The following is an 18151-nucleotide window of genomic DNA, read 5'->3' on the forward strand; positions in this document are numbered from 1 at the left end:
CCTCCCTACGATTTGGTTGAATGGAAAAGCGCTTGGCCAAAGAACTGGAACACGGCCGGAGCCAGTTCCTGGATGGCCTGGATATTGATGCTGCGCCTCGGCATGAGGCTCGTGATGCCTGGGGAGTCAATGCCAAGACCGAAGACCTCGATCTCCGCCAGCAGCGCCGCAGACAGGGCCTGCGTCGCAGTCTCGTGGTTGTCGGGATCTCCGTCCGTGACGAGCAGCAGAATCTTGCGCTGCTCCCGCAAGGGGACCATCTCCAGGATCGCCCACCAGAGCGCCTCCCCCATGGGCGTCTTTCCGCTGGCCGCGAGACTGAACCGCGTATGCACGGGTTGGCCGTGCCGAACCAGCGGAGCCACCGTTTGCAGGTCCCCCTCCCCGTGTCCCGCCGGGAACGCTGTGACCGCCACGTTGATGCCCATGAGCTCCATGGTCCTGGCAAGCACATGGCAAACCTGCCCGGCCATAGCGATCCGCCTGCGCATGGAGCCGGAACAGTCCAGCAGGAGATGCACGGCGGTGTTCATGGCTGTGCGTTGTCCCTGTCGCAGGAAGACCTTCGCGTCCCGCGCCGCGAGCCGGTGCAGCCGAGTGGGTGCGACCCTGCCGCGCGACGACGGGACATTGTGACAGGCCAGCTGCGCCTGGAGCTTTCCCTGGAGCCGCGTGCGCAAAGCCAGGGTGATCCGCCGCGCGGCTTCCAATTGCTCCGCCATGAGCGGGCGCATGCTCTTTCCGGCAATGGTGGCCACCTGAACACGCGCCCCGGCACGTTCGTCCTTCCCTTGAACGCCCAGCTCCAGGGACTTGCCCAGGATCGCGCCGAGTTCGTCCGGCAGTTCCTTTTCCGTGGCTCTGAGCAACCGCTCCACGCTCGCGGCCTGCGGCTCGGCAGCCGGAAGCGCCTTCGCTTTGTGGCCAATCTCCCGGACAACCGCCCTGGCGGCGTCCAGGCAGGCCTGGGAATCCGGACAGGAACGCCTGACCTGCTCCAGGATGATTTCGACCCGAACCAGCAGGTCCGGCCAGAAGCGGTCCAGGATATCCCTGGTTTTCCGGACACGCACCCCCAGTTCCGGCACATCCCAGCCGCGCACGCTCAAGAGCAGCCAGTTCAGCAGCAGAAGGGCCGGATTTTGCTCGTCCGGCTCCGGGCTTCGCTCCAGGAACAGATGCCGGATCAGCCAGGTGAAATTCCGGCGGCAGCCCGGATACTGGGCCGCCAATCGGTTTTCCACGCGCCAATCCTCGAAGATGTTCCAGATGTGCTTCTCCAGGGCGGTGAGATCACGCAGGCAGTCAAAGTCCGTGTGTCGCAGATGCGCGGCCTCGTGATCGACATAGCCGCGCACCAGCCCCAGGAAGGTGCGGTCCGCTTCCGTTGGCAGGCTCGGCAGATGGATCACCCGACCGTCCGTCCAGGCCCTGTTGCCGCCGATATGCACCTGAATGCCGTAGGAACGCCCGAGAGCACTGGCCAGCAGGGGCAAACTGTGCAGGAGGGGATTCGTCCTCGCCATGACGCACCTCCCCTACCAAAGCCCCAGGCTGTCGAGATGGACCACAGGAGATGCCACGGGAGCATGCGCGGGGCTGAACGGCGCTCGCCCCAGGGGAAGCTCGGGAGCGAATTCCTCATCATTCTCCAGTCGCGAATCCAGACCCGAATCCATATCAGAGACCGGAACGGCGGCATCCAGGGCAGGCAGACGCGGAGCCTTGAGCAGACCCTGGAGAATCGCGTCCGGACTCCTGCCGTCCATGACCTTCTTGCCATGCTCCACAAGCAGGTCGGGATTGCCGAGCAAACAGACCAGCCCCTGAAGCATGACCAGTTCCGCGCCGTCGATCCTGCCGGACTCCGGAACCCTGGCCAGGGCCGTCTCGATCAACTCCGCCACGGGAGCCACCCGAGGCTCCACAAAACTCAGGCCGCAGAGCTTGCGCTGGAGGGTGCGCAGCGGCGAAAGCGCCTTGCGGGTGATCTCGGTTCTGCCCGCATAGCTCTTGTGCCAAGCATCCCTTGCGGCCTTGGCCACCTCACCGAAGAGCCGCGTGCCCAGCCCGCTCACCTCCTCATGCAGTCCCACCTGCGCCTCGGCATTCCGATCCTTGCGCGGAGGCGCGACCCGGAAGAGTTGCCAGCTGAAGCCTAGGCGACTGCGCACATGGTCCGCACTGACCAGTGAACTCGCGATGATTGACTCCCAACCAGGATTGTCCAGAATCCATCCGTGCACCGCATCGTCATAGCGGTGCAGGAAGGCCTCCTTGGCAGACTGGTAATCGTCCGCAATGGCCTGGAGTCCGGCCTGGACCTTTTGTACCGACGCTTCCGGGATGGCCCAGCCTCCCAGGAAACGCACGCCGATCCGGTCCAGCATGGTCACGGCCTTGGCCTTGAGCGAGCCGAAAATGCGCAGTTCCGCAGGATCGCAGATGCGCTTGCTGCCAAGCGAAGCCAGTTTTTCCGGCGGCAGGTCCGCCGTGCCGAAATCCGAGGGCGTGAGCTTCTTGCGGGCCGACCAGATGTTCACGTCCAGACGAACCGCCACCAATTCCTTGAGCACCTTGATATCCGTGGACATGGCGTCCTCCTTTGTATTGCTTTCATGTTCAAACCGCCCGGCATGGGCGCAGAAAAGAAGAGGGGGAACCGGAACCGGCTCCCCCTCAGGACACGTCTTGGTTTTGCGCCCCTGTGGGGGCGTCCGCCGATGGGAACATGCGCTGGGCCAGCTCATGCAGCATGGAGCGCGTTTCCCGTGTGGCCCGAAAGCCCAGCGCCCGGTCCAGGGCGTAGCTCACGGGCTGCACCCCTTGATGCGCCAGGGGCTGAAAGCGCAGGGTCAGGTCTGCCCAGCGCAGAAGCGTCCGTGTGGAAAACGTGACCTCAATGCTCTCGCCGAGCGGGGTCTGCGTGTCTCCGAAGCCGCGAAAAAGCCTGCGCACCTCGCCCGCGAACTCCACCATGGTCTCCCGGACCGCCTCGGGAAGCAGGGAAGCGGTTCTGGCAAGCAGGCGCAACTCCGCCTCCTTTGCCGGGTAATCCACCTCGCAGAGCCAAAACCGGTCCATGAACGCCAGGTTCTGCCGCAGCGTGCCCTGGTAGAGTCCGGTTTCGTCCGAACCGCCGTTGGTGTTGGCCGTGGCCACGAAGCGGAACATGGGATGCGGCTTGATGACCTCCCCGCCGTTTTCCGGAATGCAGAGCGGATCGCCATCCAGAATGCCGTTCAGGCCGGAAAGCGTGGCCGGGTCCAGCAGATCCAATTCGTTGAGCAGAAACAGCCCGCCGAACTTCAAGGCCAGGGCCAATGGACCATACTGGAAGGTCATCCGGCCCTCTTCCAGGCTCAGATGCCCGACCAGGTCGGTGAACTCCAGCCGCGCATGGCCGGTCACGTCCAGGACCGGGTAGTTCAGTTTGGCCGCCAACTGCCGGATCAGGCTGGTCTTGCCGCTACCCGTGGGGCCGAAGACATAGAGCGGATCAGCCTGTTGCATGAACCAGACGATGATCTCCCGCATGGTCTCGTGGAACTGGTAGTCCGGATCGGGATCCGGCGTGTACGCACACGGAGCGGCAAAGCCCTGGATCATGCGCCCCGAGGGTTGGCCGCTGAACACCGTGCCCGCGTCCATTTCCACGACCTGAAGATTCTCAAGCTCCAGATGCGACATGATTGTTCTCCTGTTGTGTTTTGGTTGCGGCTTGCGGATGACGCCCCACGAACAGACGCTCATAGGGGTTGCCCATGTCCGTGCTGCGGGTCAGAATCCGCTCGCAGACCTCTCCCCCCACCATACTGGTCAGTTCCGCCTGTAACCTGCCACGGTTCAGCGTGGTCCGGCCTGGCATGTTCGACACCTTGAACCGGTACTTGCCCGTGCTCAGCCAGCCGCCAGCTGCATCCCACCTCGCGTACTGTCGGCAAATCCTTTCCTCCATAGCCCGGATCTCCTGCTCCAGGCTCTTGCGGTTCGCCTTCAGCTCCTCAAGCTGACGGAGCGCGGCGTCCCCCTCCGGGCTATCCACCTGCCCGGAGCTGAACTTCGGGCAGGTCGCCGCATGGTCGCACCAGTCGCAGAGCGGGTGAAACCCCTTGGCGTATTCCAGATCACCCAGCCGGATCAGGCCGTTCGCATACTTCCGGTGATTGTCCCACAAATCGCCCGCTAGCCGCAGGGCCAGGGAATGCATGGCCTCATCCGGAAGATACGGCCCAAAAGGCTTTGCTTCGGACATGGAAAGGCAGAGCACCCAGCCTTCGATATCAACCTGTTCCGGGGATTCCGGGAGCCGGGCGCGGAAAAGACGTGCCGCAAGCTCAGGGAACGTCAGGCCGGAGAAGAGCACATGGCCATCTTCCGCCCGTAGGTTGAAACAAGGCTGGTTCCAGCAGGACGCGAGCAGACCAAGCTGGCCATAAATCTGCATCTCGTAGGCCGGGTTCAGGGTTTTGGGCAAATGCCCGGTGCTCTTGAGCTCCAGAATGCGCACCGCAGGTTGCGCGCCTCCGCGAACCAGGGTGAAATCGAGATGCGCACGGAGCGGAATCGAGCTTTCACCCTGCTGAAGGGTGGTTTCAATCTCCAGTTGCGCAATGAACTGCGAACCGTTGGCGCTGAGCGCCTTGCTAATGCCGGTTTCCAGCCAGTGTCCTCGTTGCAGGATCAATTGGCGTCCCAGGACGCTTTGAACCCGTTGGTCGTCACCGTCCCCAAACCACTCCGCCACCTCCTCCGGGGAGACTCCCGAGCCGGAAGTGGACTTGTCCGCCACCGCAGCCCGCATGCACTGCATGGCCCTGCCCAGGTCGGACATGCCCACATAGCTTGCGCGTTCTCCCAATTGCGCCTTGGTATTGCGTTGGGCATGTGCCAGAAGCCCCCGCGCCATCTGTGCGAGAAGCGCCTGGGCCTTGTGTTTGTTTTGCATCGTGTCCTCCAAAACGCGGAAGGCCCCTGGATTTCTCCAGGAGCCTTCCGCTGGCGATGATGGTCGAATGAATGTCCGGAAACGGTCAGGCCGCGTTAGTCGCATACCGCCACCAGACCTTGCGTTCCGGATCCCAGCGGAAGCCCGCCTGTTTGAGCATTTCGCGCTTGTTGCGGGTGTCGCCCGTGGCCGTGATGCACTCCCGCCCGTCCTGGGCCGCAACGCTCTGGTACTGGACGCCGTCGAGTCGCGGCAGGGCCTGCAACGGTGCGGCTGGCTTGGACTGCGGTTTTGGGGGCATGGCCCCCTGCGCGTCGTCGTCCTGCTCCGTCACCAGCCCCACCAGGGTCGAAAGCGCATAGCGCCTCGCATAGGTCAGAGCGGAGCCGTAGCCTTGCGGATCGGCCTTGGGCAGCGGCATGACCATCATGGACGACTGCCATTCACCAGACTCCGCATGGACCAGCTTGGTCACGAGACCGAGATGCCCGGTCTCCGCCGGAACAGGGTATTGCGCCACCCACACGCCCTGCACAAGCAGCGCCTCGCGGCAGGTGTCCATCACGGAATTCAGGGTCGCGTAGCGGCTTTTGGTGAACGGATTCTCCCGGTCCTTCTGCGCATGCGGAAGTGCTTGCTGGACCTGAAGCATGGCCTTGGCCAGATTGGTGATCTCTGGGGAATGGAAACTTTGCACCTGCATACTCCCTCCTTGAATAGTGATTGGCTGAGCGCTGACAACACGCGCCAGCTTAGAAAAAGCCTGTGATTCAAGGAGATAATATATAGGTGAAATGGGTTGAAATGCGTTTTTAGTTTACAAAGCCAATAGGCTAGAGCACCAAATTCCTAACCTCGGTGTCGCAGGTTCGAATCCTGCCAGTGAAGTAGCCCCCATTTCGACCGGACAGCAATGTTTTCTCTCAAGCATTCAACCGCCAGATACTGAAACTCAAAGCACACGCAAAACTGACCCAGATCAAGTATGGAACCAAAAGTACGGCTGCGAGACGGGAAATTCGGAAGAATAAGACAACCGCGAGCGTGAGCAATGGCAACAAAAGAGCCACCACCAGGAAACCAAGCAAGGTATTTTTCAAACCAAAAAACAACGGGCTGAACGAGTAGTTGACCACCAGTTGTGAAAAATAGAGCAGCAACGCCAAGCCCTTTTTTTCAACCGAAGCGCGCAACACGAGCCACAGCGCGCCCCCCATAGCCGCATACAACAGGGGCCAGACTGTTGGAAAAATCCAGGCCGGAGGGTAAAACGCTGGTTTGGCCAAAGTTCCTATCCACTCCCCCGGCGGAAATAGAACCCCAATCACGCTGCCGCCCAAAACATGGGCACCGATGAGCAGCAATGCGTGGCCTTTAGATTGAAACCGTGTAGACTTCATTTCGGGTAAAAGTCCTGGTTAGCGTTACGCATTGACAGCTGCCATGATCTCATGCCCCAGCGCCTACGAGGGGCGATTGCCTGTCGACACGAAAAAAGACGAGAAAACGTGTTTTATCCTTTTGCTCAAGCTCCTTAGGATAGCAGCGTCGACAAAGGGAGTATAGCAACTCGGTGTCCTGTTCTTCTCTGAGCATCGTCAACAATAACCTGACGCCCTTATAGCCAGGTCCATCTTCGATAAACAAAAAATGAGCCTTGGGGTTGCTAGTAACGTTCTTGTGGCTGAGCCTATTATTCATGATGATTGCAAGTGATCCGTCATCCATGACGTGTGGGCGGGAATAGATCGCAGCGTTTACTTCCCCGTTTTTATTTGCTGTCGATAAAACGCCATAGCCTTTGGTCGACTCAAAGTAATTCTTAAGTTCCATCCGCATCTCCTGTATTAACTACATGCAATAAAAAGTTTCATGAGAAGACTATGATCTATTTCCGCTTTGGCCTTATAACTTTGGTTACGAGTAGAATCAAATCGTCATTGAAACTAATTCAAAAAAGCTCAAGCATAACTCAGGATTTTTTATGTACTTACTTAAGATTTCCTTTGTATCAAGCTGGTAGCCTGCAAGATTTACGAGATCATTCTTATTTAAGCTCTGAAATCCCATTGACCAACCGACAAACAACCGTTTTTTGGACGCACCTTCTGCAAGCAGAGTAACACTGTGATGACGAGAGTCATTTGCTATTTTTTCATACAATGCTTTAACCTTGTTTTTTGGGCCTTCGATGTACTGAATGAATACACCTTGGCTGTAAACAAGATATCCTGTTATTCGGTTTTTCCTATTAAGCGACTGTGACTGTTTTTGAATCTTTAGGATTTCAGATTCATCTAAAGACTCATTTGACTGACTTGCATATACAACAAAATACACATCGCTTATTTGTTTTTCATTGCTATTGACGTTTTTCTTTACAAACCTTATAAAAGATTTTTCTGAAATTGGTTTACTAAAGAGATAGCCCTGTCCTGACTGTACGCCAAGCGTTAACATTTCATTCAACTGGTCTTCAGTCTCTATGCCTTCGGCAACAAGTCGGATTCCAAGAGACTTTGCCATCCTGCTAATTGCAGCAACTATCGCTTCGTTTTCACCGCTTTTTGCAAAATCCCAAACGAACATCCTATCAATCTTTAATGTGTCAACATTAAGACGAACGAGCTGTGACAAAGATGAATACCCGGTTCCAAAGTCATCGACCGCGACTTTCATCCCAATCTTCCGCAGTTCATTTAATATGTTGATGTTGCCTGTGACGTCAGACATCAGAGATGTTTCGGTTACTTCTAAGACAATTCTTTTAGGATCAGCTCCTGTTGATTGAATAATATCCTTGAATATTTGGATAAGCTGTTCATCTGCGAACTGCCTGGCTGAAATGTTAACTGTCAAATATGGAGTACTGCCACGTAACTGTTTTTGCCAGCGTCGTTGTGCCCTGCATGCCTGCTCAAAGACCCATTTGCCAATTTGGACTATGGTCCCATTCATCTCAGCAATGGGGATAAAGACTGCTGGAGAGATGGGGCCTTCTGGAGAATTCCAACGAAGTAATGTTTCGGCCCCGGCTACAACCTCAGTCTCTAGGGTTACGATGGGTTGGAACACTACCTCGAACTCACCTCGATCAAGGGCAAAGCGGAGCCCATTAGAAATGGCAAGACGTTGATGTGCAGCTTGCTGAAGAGATTCATTGAAGAAGCTCCAACTGTCACGTCTACTTTCCTTAACGGCGTACATGGCGTTATCCGCAAAGCGCAGTAAATCATCCGCCGAATGGGTGGTGCCATGCCCAAAAGCAATTCCTATGCTTGCAGTGACCCCCAGCATGATCGAATTATATTCCACTGGCGTTCTCATGGCCTCATTCAGACGATCCGCCAGGGTCGCCATGTTTGTCGGCTCAGAGACATTCTCGCACAAAACTACAAACTCATCTCCGGCAAAGCGGGCGACAGTATCCCCAGGGCGGACGCTTTCAAGCATCCTCGCAGACAGGGTTTTCAGCAGGTGGTCACCGGCATCATGTCCATGGCTGTCATTAACTGCTTTGAAGCCATCCAGATCGACAAAAAGCAATGCGATATTATCATCTCTACGTTTTGAGCGATTCAACGCATTCGAAATTCTTTCGTAAAGCAGCGCCCTGTTGGGAAGCCCTGTGAGTGAGTCATGGGTCGCCTGCCTGGTCAACTCCTCTTGAGATTTTTTTATTTCCGTAAGATCCTGCAACGTCGCGACGAGAACCCAGTCATCTCCACTTTCGAACTTCGCTATTGATGCCTCCAGGGGAAAGAACGTTCCATCCTTGCGATACCCGGTTTTCTCTCCTTTCTTTCCCATGCGCATTTCATGGGCTTCACTTTCGATAAACCATTTTACCGCCTTGTCGTGGCGTTGCCTCATGTGGGGCGGCACTAGCAGACGCATTGGCATTCCCACCAACTCATCTTCAGTGTAGCCGAACACCTCAGCAGTACCTCTATTCGCAGCTGTGATCATCCCAGATGAGTCGGTAGCCAATATGGCCATATCAGCAACATCCAGAATTCTCTTAGTATCATTCAGGTCGCTATGATGTTTGGCAACTTCTTGAGCTAACTTGGCGGTTTCCCCTGGTAAAAGGATACGTCCTTTGCCCTCATGGGTGATAAAAACCTCTTTGTACCGACTGGGAATCTCAGGTGCTATACACCCAAAATCCTCTACAATGGTAAACGATCCATCACTATCACATTGGGATAAATAACTATTGACGTAGGCATGATGTGTATCTGAATCCATGATGACTTCGCCTTGAGGGGCATTGATTCGAATAGACTCCAAAGCCTCTACAATTTTTTCACTGGCTGTAGAATCTGCCCTTTGTACTGCGTCGGAAAAAGCTAATACACAAGTATATGCTCCTTCTCCAAAGTTGGTAAGCGTTCCGTTGCCGTTCGGCCAGATCCCTTCAATTCCAGGATACTTTTTAAGTCGTTCAAGAAATTGTTCATTTTCTTTTGTCTTGACCGACATGAAGTATGTGTTTGATGAGTAAAGCTCTTCCCGGACTTCAGGGCTCAAGTAGGACACCATGACTTCATCATAGTGCCCCATGACGACAGACATGTGTTTTTTCAAACCACGTTCATAAAAGCGATTCAACACCAGAAGTTGGTCCGCCCCAGCAAAATATGGAACGAAGACATCTGCTCCTGAGCGTGCGACGCCATCTAGGACCCATTCGACCTCTTCCTCGCTAACGCCAATTGACAAGTACTGTTCGCCTACGGTTTCACCGCCAAGAAGCTCAAGAGAACGTTTAGCGGCGTCAATTGACCCCCTTGGCCACTCGTAGTTATTCCCGGCAAAGTACATTTTCATGCCGAAATGATTTGCCATGTAGGGAATCATTTTCTCTATCTGCTGGTTGGGGAGAGCGGCAAAATGGAAAAAGTAGCGATTAAAAATGCTGCCTTCGTAAAAGGAGAAGTTTAGATAGGGGATTCGTGAAGGCACAGAGACCTGGTCTGAAACGGCAATTCGCGAATTGGACAGCAGATTCCCAATAATCGCAATGCAACCATCCTCATGCACAAGCCTTCTCGCAGCGGGGACAGCGGTTTCCGGCAGACTGCCGTCATCGGCGATGACGAGTTCCAACTTTCGTCCTAGCAGCCCGCCTTTGTCGTTGACTAGAGAGGTTGCAATTTGACCTGCCCTGGCAATATCTTGCCCGTAAATGGAAACGATGCCTGATAGCGGTGCTAGCAGGCCCAGTCGAATCGTGTCTCTTTTTTTTTGTGACATAATGTTTTGTGTATTATGGGAGCCCTCTAAGCTCCATCTTCACGATGTTTACGACGAAAAGCTTAAAGTTGTAGAGGATCTTGCCTTACAAAAGACTTTCCAGCACACGAGCAAGGTCATCTATAATGATCGGTTTAGGGAGATAATCATTCATACCTGCTTTTATGAACTTTTCACGGTCGCCTTTCATGGCGGAAGCTGTCATCGCTACAATGGGTATGGAGGACACTTCCTCGAGTGTTGCTCGAATACGGTGGGTTGCCTCAACGCCATCTATTCCAGGCAATTGTATATCCATCAATATGCAATCAAATGCATTCTTTCCGAGAGTCTCAATAGCCAGTTCAGCGCTAGTGACACACAAACAAGTGTGCCCAAGATGCCCTAGAAGCCCTTGAATTGCCAATTGGTTTTGCGGTTTATCCTCCACAACAAGAATATTAAGAGATTTAGATATTTTCTTTTTGTGTTGAAGTACTATATCTCGTGTGCTTAATTTAGATTGCTTTGCACCTTGATTCTCAGCTCCAACTGAGACTTGAATTGTGAAATATATTGTTGTCCCTTTCCCAACTTCACTGACTACACAAATTGTACCCTTCATGCTCTCGACAAGTCGTCTCACAATCGCCAACCCAAGTCCTGTTCCTTCAATATTTTTCTCGCTTGTGATCTCTGTTTGAGAGAATGGGTTGAAAATGCTTTCAATATTATCAGCTGGTATTCCAACGCCAGTGTCTTTGACAGCACATAAGATGCGCGTATCATGCCCTTGCCCGAGTAAAGCCACTTCTACATCGACATTTCCTTTATCTGTGAACTTAGCGGAGTTGCCTATGAGGTTGAAGAATATCTGTCGTAGACGACCTTTGTCGGCATTAATCGTATTAAATCCCTCTGGATACATCGTGCACGAAAAAATGACTTTTTTACTACCGCTCATTCTTTCGAACAGAGAGATTAAATCTTCCAGCATGAGCCCGAGGTTGAAGTCAGAATAAGTGAAATCAATTTTATCCGCTTCGATTTTCGATAAGTCAAGAATGTCATTAATTAATGACAAAAGGCTTTTTGCTGATGACATTCCAAGCGATATATATGATTTGTGCTCTTCATCGGCATCTGATAGGTCCAGTAGCTGCAACATCCCAATCACCCCATTGAGAGGGGTGCGGATTTCATGACTCATTGTTGCGAGGAATCTACTCTTTGCTTTGTTCGCAGCTTCCGCAAATTCCTTGGCTACGATCAGTGCTTCCTCGGCTTCGCGACGTTTAATCGCATTTTCTCGAAACACCTCAACTGCTCGCGCCATGTCGCCAATTTCATCTTTATCATTTACGGAGGGAATATCTACGACACGATCTCCAGCCAACTCCTGCATCGTTACTGTCATTTTCTGGATGCGAGCAGCCACTCTTTTGAAGGTGAACATGATTGAATATGCTAATACAATACAAAACAACGCAGCCATGATGGATGCTTGAACCAAAACACCTTTTGAAATATCCTTTTGGTTGAGCGTATACTCAGAGGTTATTGTTACGACACTATCCATAATTCCAGAAATGGACTCAAGAGCAGTCACCATTTTGTTTGTAAATTCCTGCCTTGGGATGGGCAATGGTTCGCCCTCAAGTATAGCTTCAAAGTTGGCGTCACGGGCAGGGACAAAGTTTCTGAAATAATCTTCATGAAAGCGGCTCAAAGCTTCATTTAACTCTGGCCTATCCAACTGCTGGGCGACTCGCTCAAGTTCTTCAAGGTGTAACGCTGTTTTTGCCTGAAGAATTTGTATTTTTTGGACTTCACCATTCTTGAGCTTTCCATTAGTCCCATATGCAGACAAAATCATTGAGCATTCTGGACCTGCAGTGTTTCGGACTTCCAATGCTTTGAGCTTCAGGAAGAACAACTCCGAGACGACTCCGTCAGCCAGGCTGATGTCCCTGGAAACGATGAACAGCAAGTTCTCTATTGACTTGATGAGCTTCGTCATTTCTGCAAACCACTGCGAAGCTATAGCAAGGTCACGCTTATCTTTAGTAACCAACATGTTTTCAGCAGCCAGGGTGCGTAACCGCTCAACAACAGAAAACTGCTCACCTATTGATAAAACTGCGTTATCTACCCCTGCGCTGTGAGACTCTTTCAAATCTCGCAGCGCAACTTGCAGAGCCACATCGCCTTCAGCTCTTTGCTGTAAAATGAACTCTCTGTTCCCCGCCATTCTTTCCAGTGGACCATCATTGTTCAACACAACATTTGTTCTGCCCCTGTCAAAACCATAATGTCGTACAGCTTGGAACAGGTTATCGGCGATGGCGTTAAGAGAATAAACTCTGCTTGACTGTCTGTATTGATCAAGAGAATTGGAAATGTTCAAGTAGGATGATGACGCAAAAACTAATGCTAGAAAGCAAAAAACTATTAATAGTAAATTCTTGATCTTAAGCACATGTCTCACCACTTGCTCTATTCCAGCGACATTATTATGTTAAACGTAGGATCAAAGATTCAATATGCTCCACATCAACAGGCTTCGCGGTGTAGTCGTTCATGCCCGCTGCCAAAAACTTTTCCTTGTCACCAGACATGGCATATGCCGTCATGGCGATGATCGGAATGTCCTTCCGGCCTTGTCCTGCATCTCCCCCTCGAATGGCTTTGGTGGCTTCAACGCCATCCATAATAGGCATCTGAATGTCCATCAGAATTACGTCAAAAGTGTCCTCCTTGAGAAGGGCAATTGCTTCCTGACCATCCTTGACGGCTTTGACAATATGCCCCTTTCTTTCAAGAAGCTTTGAGGTGGCGAGCCGGTTCACGTCTTCATCTTCAGCCAACAGAATTCGACACTGCTTGCTCTTTCGAACTCTCGAAGCGGAAATCTCTTGACTCAATCTCGACTCATCAACGCTAAACGTTACGCAAAAGTAGACGGTGGTGCCTTTTCCGAGTTCGCTTTCTATGGCAATGGTCCCGCCCATAAGTTCAATCAGTTTTTTGCAGATCGAGAGCCCCAAGCCTGCGCCTTGGTAATCCCTCCGATAGCCTGTGCTCACCTGCGAGAAAGGCTGAAACAATTGCTTAATCTTTTCGTCTGCTATGCCGATACCGGTGTCAGTGACGCTAAAAAGAACACGAACCTGATTCGAATCAGATGTTGCCAACGGATACGCTTCGACAGAAATGTGTCCTTCCTTGGTAAACTTAAACGCATTACCAATTAGATTGGTCAATACCTGCTGCAGACGCGGAGCGTCCCCTTTCACAACGCTTGGAATCACAGGATCAACATAGCAAAAATGATCAATATGGGTCTGCTGTGCAGTTGGCTTAAACAGTTCACATGTTTGCTTGAGCAATTCAACGAGGTCCATGGGCTGTGACTGAATTGTAAGCCGATTCGCCTCTACCCTGGACAAATCAAGAATGTCTGAAAGAAGACGTGTCAAACGCTTCGAAGATTGAATGGCGGTAAGGATGTACTCCTTCTGCTCCTCGTTCATACTGATCGTTTGCATAAGTTGAAGCATACCGAGAACGCCATTCATGGGAGTCCTGATTTCATGGCTCATGTTGGCAAGAAACTCAGACTTCACACGACTGGCGTCTTCAGCTTTATCCTTGGCCTCAATAAGGGCCACCTCTACCTCTTTTTGCTCTGTGATATCCCGAAACTCGACCACACGGACCTGTTTGCCTTTGTAGGGGATATTCTTGGCTTGCAGGCGTAAAGGATACTTGTCTCCGTTCTTGCGGACTCCGATAGCTTCGTAGGGTTCTTCATACCCAGCAAGAATGTTCGCCATGACCATCTCGCGAGCCTCCCTGGCAATGAGCAAGAGGCCGTCCATCCCAATCAGTTCCTCCATGAAAAATCCACTGATGTCGCAAAGGCCCTGGTTGCAATCCAAGATAAGACCTTTGTCGTGGATGGTGATGCCACCAAAAGATGCATTATGCAGGGCCTTGAACCTTTCTTCGCTTTCTCTCAGGGCATGCTCGGATAGCTTGCGCTCAGTGATGTCCTGGTGGGTTCCAGCCATGCGGATGGGAGCCCCCTGCTCATCCCATTCAACGACCTTCCCCTGATCGAGAACCCAAATCCAGTGTCCATCCTTGTGCCGCATCCTGGCTTCACATTGGTAGATTTGGGTCTTCCCCTGAAAGTGATCTTGCAAAGACTTCTCAGACCGTTCGAGGTCTTCCGGGTGGCAGAGGTTCATCCAGATCTGGATCGAAAGGGGCTCCAACTCTTTCAAAGTATACCCAGCAATGATCGCCCATTGTTCGTTGAAGTACACCTCTCCACTCTGGACTCTCCAGTCCCACAAACCGACTTGAGTTCCCTCAACAGCGAGCGCGAGGCGCTCCTGGCTTTTCCTCAACTCTTCGTAAAGACGGTCTTTTTCTGTTTTTGCCCATGCGAGTTTGATATTCCCATAGCTTAAGGATGCAAGAGTGTCGGCGAATTGGGAATAGAATCGCATGACGGTGTGGACTCTTTCCCGGCTCCAACGTGGCACCCTGTCCAGGGCTTCGAGATATTCCTTTTCGTCAAACCCATAAAGTTGGGCTTGGCGTCGAAATACTTCCCGGTCGGGCTCCTCGTCTTCGAAGAAAAACTGTCCGAGGAAGATGTTGCCCAAATGATTGCCCCCAACAATGAGCGGGGTGGCAATGTCCCACATGTTGTTTTTGCAGCGGTAAAGGCGAAACTCGCCTGGGAGGACTCCAGAAGACAGTTGCAGGTCGCTTCGCCTGCATGACTTGGCGGTGTCGGGATGTTCTCGATGAAAACGGGTGCAGATATCTTGCCATCCTGTAGCAACCAGGACATTCCCCTTCATGTCGAGAACGCCGATGCCAATTCCCGTAACCTGGTAGAAGTTGTCCATCATGGACTGCAGAGCTTCGCTGTCGATAATGTCAGAAAGCTCCAGATCTGCCATTCCCTCCTCAGGGTGGAGAATGGCCTTCAACTTGCGTCGAACCCTTCGCTCGCTTTCGCGTAAGGCTGCCTCAGCCCGCTTCCGCTCCGTGATATCTCGACTCACCCCCATAAGGTAAAGAAACCGGCCCTCTTCATCCGTCACGCTGCGGGCGTCAATCTCAAGCCAAACGCTGTGACCATCCTTATGCAGGGCTTCCAGCTCTAACCTGCGCTGGGCAGCACCAGCCTGCCCTTTGGCAAAAATATCTTGGAGCTCTTCCCGAAGTTCGGCGAGTAGCTTAAGGCTGGCGGGAGTGAAACGTTGCTGTGGAGAGGCTGCAATGGCCTCTTCCGGAGTAAAACCAAGGACAGTCTCAACAGAAGGGCTCATGTATGTCACATTCAAACTGGCGTCACGCTGCCATATAATGTCCCGAACATTTTCCGTCAGGAGGCGGTAGTGCTCTTCGCTTCGTCGCAGGTCTTGCTCAGATTTTTTTGCTTCTGTTGTATCATGAAAGACACCTAGTATTAGGTCTTTACCCTGAAGGCTGAAACGTTTTGCCTTGACTTCTGCCACCCGAAAGCTGCCATCAGGTCGAAGAGATCTTATTTCCTGTGTTAGTTCTTGATTTTCCAAGTGTTTCTTGAAGTGTCGAGTAACTCCTTCCTGAGTCATGTCATCAAGTGAATGTAATGCGCTTTGGTGAAGTCCGATAAGCTCTGTACGTGAACGACCGAACAATTCTTCAGCAGCATTATTACACTCTATGATAATACCCGTGTCTAGCTCTGCGACCAAGATGGGGCCTAAAACAGAATCGTATAAAGCTTTGTAGCGCTTTTCGCTCTCTTCTAGTTTTTTTAGAGTTTCAATGCGAATTAAATAACGCCCTATAATATCTCCATATGTATTAACCAAGCGCTGTTCGAATTCAGGGATAAAAGGCAGGTCTTTGTCATACCCAACTTTGACGAATCCCTTCTTGCTTGAGCCCAAATCAATGGAAGCACTCAAGCTGACAGATGCAGAATGATCGCTGTTTGAATAAAATTTGTCATTGATGGATACGGCAGCAATCACATGATCTGGGTATTGCATGCTCGGTGGAGCAATATCAGTAACGAACTTTCTAAAAAACACATCTGGATCATAGTCTTTGTCAATAAGCTGGCCAAGGCCAATTATACCTTGGAGTTCTTTGATTCTCTCCTTGTGCTGGTACTCCCAATCAAGAGGCTTTATAAGGTCTTGTTCAGATGACCTCTCTGAAAGCGAACCGAGATAGCGCGCAGAGTTCCCCTTGGCATCCAAGTGGTTATCCTCACGTAAGACTTGCTTCGAAGGCCCTTCCAGCTCACGAACCCGAGCCCGCAGAGCTTCAAGCTCAGAAATCAGTTGAGATTTTGATTTGGTACGATCGGATTCCACGCCCCCTCCGATGTATGTTCTACATGGATATGCCCATTTTCATGTAAAAATCACAGCCTCAACCCGTGACATCCCCCCCTCGCCCCCCTGATACTGGCCCTTGGACCTGGGGGATTTTACCTGAAAATCCGGAGGAAACCATGTCGGAGCGCGCGAATGGATATTGTACGTGTCACTTCTTCTATAGCACTCGGGAGGGGCAAGCTCAAGATCAAGTACCTCATGCCTGGAGAGCTTGATGCCCTGACCACGGCCTTCCAAGACTGGTTCGACGCCTCTCGCAACGCGGGTAAACAAAGGTCGATGCATGGCCGGTACTGCATCGTATACCTGATGCTGAGATTTACCGGGGCGCGACAGGGAGAGGTGGTCCGCCTGGACGATGCGAAGGACATTGACTTCAGAGCAGGCGAAATCAGGATCGTGACCTTGACCAAACAAGGCGAATAGTGCCTGTCCGGTAATCCTCCCATTTTCAGTGCGCCTCAAAAGTAGAGCCTACGCCGCTATCTTCAGTTTCTGCATCGGGGTGATGCCGCCAATGCCCATGTTGGGCCGTTCATTGTTGTAGGTCCACAGCCACCTAGCGGCGTGGTCCTGGACCTCTTCAATGCAGTCAAACAGGTGCTGGTTCAACCAATCATATCGAACGGTCCGATTGTACCGCTCGACATACGCGTTTTGCTGGGGCTTGCCAGGCTGAATATGCTCCAGGCGGATGTCCTGTTGCGCAGCCCAAACCTGAAGATTGTTGCTGATATACTCAGGCCCGTTGTCGAAACGGATGATTCCGTGCTTTCCACGCCATTCTATGATCTGCTCAAGCGACCGAATCACCCGTTCGGACGGCAGGGAGAAGTCGACCTCGATGCCGAGGCCTTCGCGATTGAAGTCGTCGATCACGTTGAACAGACGGAAGCTGCGCCGTCCTGCAGTTGGTCGTGCATGAAATCCATGGACCAGACCTGATTGATTTCAACTGGCTGCGTGAGCGGATCAGGCTTTTCTCTGACGATCCGCTTTTTCGGTTTGATGCGCATGTTCATCTCCAGTTCGCAATAAATCCGGTACACCCGTTTATGGTTCCAGCCGTAGCCTTTGACGTTGCGCAGATGCAGAAAACAGAGGCCAAAACCCCAGTTGCGCTGGTTGTTCGTCAGCCGAACCAGTTGTCGGCGTTTTTGACATCCGGCCCAAAGAACAGGCCCACGTTGAGGAAGACGATGACCAGGTAATCGAAGCATTGTAAGGAGTCCGTTTTGACGGGAACACTCCTGTCGCAATTCGTCTGGTAGCGGTATTTGACCTGAATCCGGAGCGTCTTTGTCGCGAGGGCAGGATCAGGGTGGGTGCAGAGCAGATCATACCCCTGATTGTTGGGAGGGGCCCTGTAGGTCAGGATATTGCGTCTGAGCAATTGTCCGGTGACAAGGTATTCTGCGCTGAGGGGAGACCACTGGCAAGTTGAGCTTCTTTTTCCTTCTGAATTTCATGGTTAGTCGTCCAACGGCAAGCAGAGCACCGTCATCACCGCTTCGCCGTTGTCGCCCGGGCCGATTGTCGCCACGCACCG

At 52.4% G+C, this 18151-nt stretch carries 11 protein-coding genes and 1 pseudogene; 1 reads left to right on the forward strand and 11 read right to left on the reverse strand.

The features are described from left to right. Positions 1-5: 5 nt before the first annotated feature. The 10 genes from G452_RS0112695 to G452_RS20735 form a co-directional block, all read right to left on the reverse strand. Positions 6-1526 (reverse strand): VWA domain-containing protein, encoded by a 1521-nt coding sequence (locus G452_RS0112695; protein ID WP_022662644.1) that lies wholly within the window; start codon positions 1524-1526, stop codon positions 6-8. A gap of 12 nt (positions 1527-1538) precedes the next feature. Continuing rightward, positions 1539-2594, reverse strand: a complete 1056-nt coding sequence (locus tag G452_RS19475) for a DUF3150 domain-containing protein (protein ID WP_022662645.1) — start codon at positions 2592-2594, stop codon at positions 1539-1541. 85 nt (positions 2595-2679) lie between these two features. Beyond that, positions 2680-3690, reverse strand: a complete 1011-nt coding sequence (locus tag G452_RS0112705; RefSeq protein WP_022662646.1) for an AAA family ATPase — start codon at positions 3688-3690, stop codon at positions 2680-2682. Then, complete coding sequence (locus G452_RS19480; protein WP_022662647.1) at positions 3671-4948, reverse strand: hypothetical protein; 1278 nt, start codon at positions 4946-4948, stop codon at positions 3671-3673. The genes G452_RS0112705 and G452_RS19480 overlap by 20 nt, the downstream gene beginning before the upstream one ends. A gap of 85 nt (positions 4949-5033) precedes the next feature. Next, the gene (locus tag G452_RS0112715) at positions 5034-5651 is read right to left on the reverse strand and encodes an ERF family protein (protein WP_022662648.1); all 618 of its coding nucleotides are present in this window, start codon (positions 5649-5651) and stop codon (positions 5034-5036) included. 220 nt (positions 5652-5871) lie between these two features. Further along, complete coding sequence (locus G452_RS0112720) at positions 5872-6348, reverse strand: TspO/MBR family protein (protein WP_022662649.1); 477 nt, start codon at positions 6346-6348, stop codon at positions 5872-5874. A 49-nt stretch (positions 6349-6397) separates the two neighbouring features. Continuing rightward, complete coding sequence (locus G452_RS0112725) at positions 6398-6781, reverse strand: pyridoxamine 5'-phosphate oxidase family protein (RefSeq protein ID WP_022662650.1); 384 nt, start codon at positions 6779-6781, stop codon at positions 6398-6400. 96 nt (positions 6782-6877) lie between these two features. Next, positions 6878-10207, reverse strand: coding sequence for an EAL domain-containing protein (locus G452_RS21165; protein ID WP_081650606.1), 3330 nt, complete (start codon positions 10205-10207; stop codon positions 6878-6880). A gap of 85 nt (positions 10208-10292) precedes the next feature. After that, positions 10293-12665 carry an ATP-binding protein gene (locus G452_RS20730; protein WP_162141308.1) on the reverse strand — a complete coding sequence of 791 codons (2373 nt, stop codon included), beginning with the start codon at positions 12663-12665 and terminating at the stop codon, positions 10293-10295. A gap of 34 nt (positions 12666-12699) precedes the next feature. Then, positions 12700-16578 (reverse strand): PAS domain S-box protein, encoded by a 3879-nt coding sequence (locus G452_RS20735; RefSeq protein WP_155887715.1) that lies wholly within the window; start codon positions 16576-16578, stop codon positions 12700-12702. 156 nt (positions 16579-16734) lie between these two features. Between G452_RS20735 and G452_RS0112755 the strand changes: the two genes are divergently transcribed. Further along, positions 16735-17028 carry a site-specific integrase gene (locus G452_RS0112755; protein ID WP_022662655.1) on the forward strand — a complete coding sequence of 98 codons (294 nt, stop codon included), beginning with the start codon at positions 16735-16737 and terminating at the stop codon, positions 17026-17028. 48 nt (positions 17029-17076) lie between these two features. Here G452_RS0112755 and G452_RS19495 read toward each other — a convergent pair. Continuing rightward, positions 17077-17747: pseudogene (locus tag G452_RS19495) on the reverse strand (IS3 family transposase); the annotation flags it as partial. Positions 17748-18151 lie beyond the last annotated feature (404 nt).

This window comes from Paucidesulfovibrio longus DSM 6739 (assembly GCF_000420485.1).
GTDB classification, from domain to species: Bacteria; Desulfobacterota; Desulfovibrionia; order Desulfovibrionales; family Desulfovibrionaceae; genus Paucidesulfovibrio; species Paucidesulfovibrio longus.

Bases quoted from the DNA above. Each gene is read 5' to 3' on its own strand.
- G452_RS0112695 (WP_022662644.1), bottom strand. From the start codon at position 1,526: ATGGCGAGGACGAATCCCCTCCTGCACAGTTTGCCCCTGCTGGCCAGT.
- G452_RS19475 (WP_022662645.1), bottom strand. From the start codon at position 2,594: ATGTCCACGGATATCAAGGTGCTCAAGGAATTGGTGGCGGTTCGTCTG.
- G452_RS0112705 (WP_022662646.1), bottom strand. From the start codon at position 3,690: ATGTCGCATCTGGAGCTTGAGAATCTTCAGGTCGTGGAAATGGACGCG.
- G452_RS19480 (WP_022662647.1), bottom strand. From the start codon at position 4,948: ATGCAAAACAAACACAAGGCCCAGGCGCTTCTCGCACAGATGGCGCGG.
- G452_RS0112715 (WP_022662648.1), bottom strand. From the start codon at position 5,651: ATGCAGGTGCAAAGTTTCCATTCCCCAGAGATCACCAATCTGGCCAAG.
- G452_RS0112720 (WP_022662649.1), bottom strand. From the start codon at position 6,348: ATGAAGTCTACACGGTTTCAATCTAAAGGCCACGCATTGCTGCTCATC.
- G452_RS0112725 (WP_022662650.1), bottom strand. From the start codon at position 6,781: ATGGAACTTAAGAATTACTTTGAGTCGACCAAAGGCTATGGCGTTTTA.
- G452_RS21165 (WP_081650606.1), bottom strand. From the start codon at position 10,207: ATGTCACAAAAAAAAAGAGACACGATTCGACTGGGCCTGCTAGCACCG.
- G452_RS0112755 (WP_022662655.1), top strand. From the start codon at position 16,735: ATGGATATTGTACGTGTCACTTCTTCTATAGCACTCGGGAGGGGCAAG.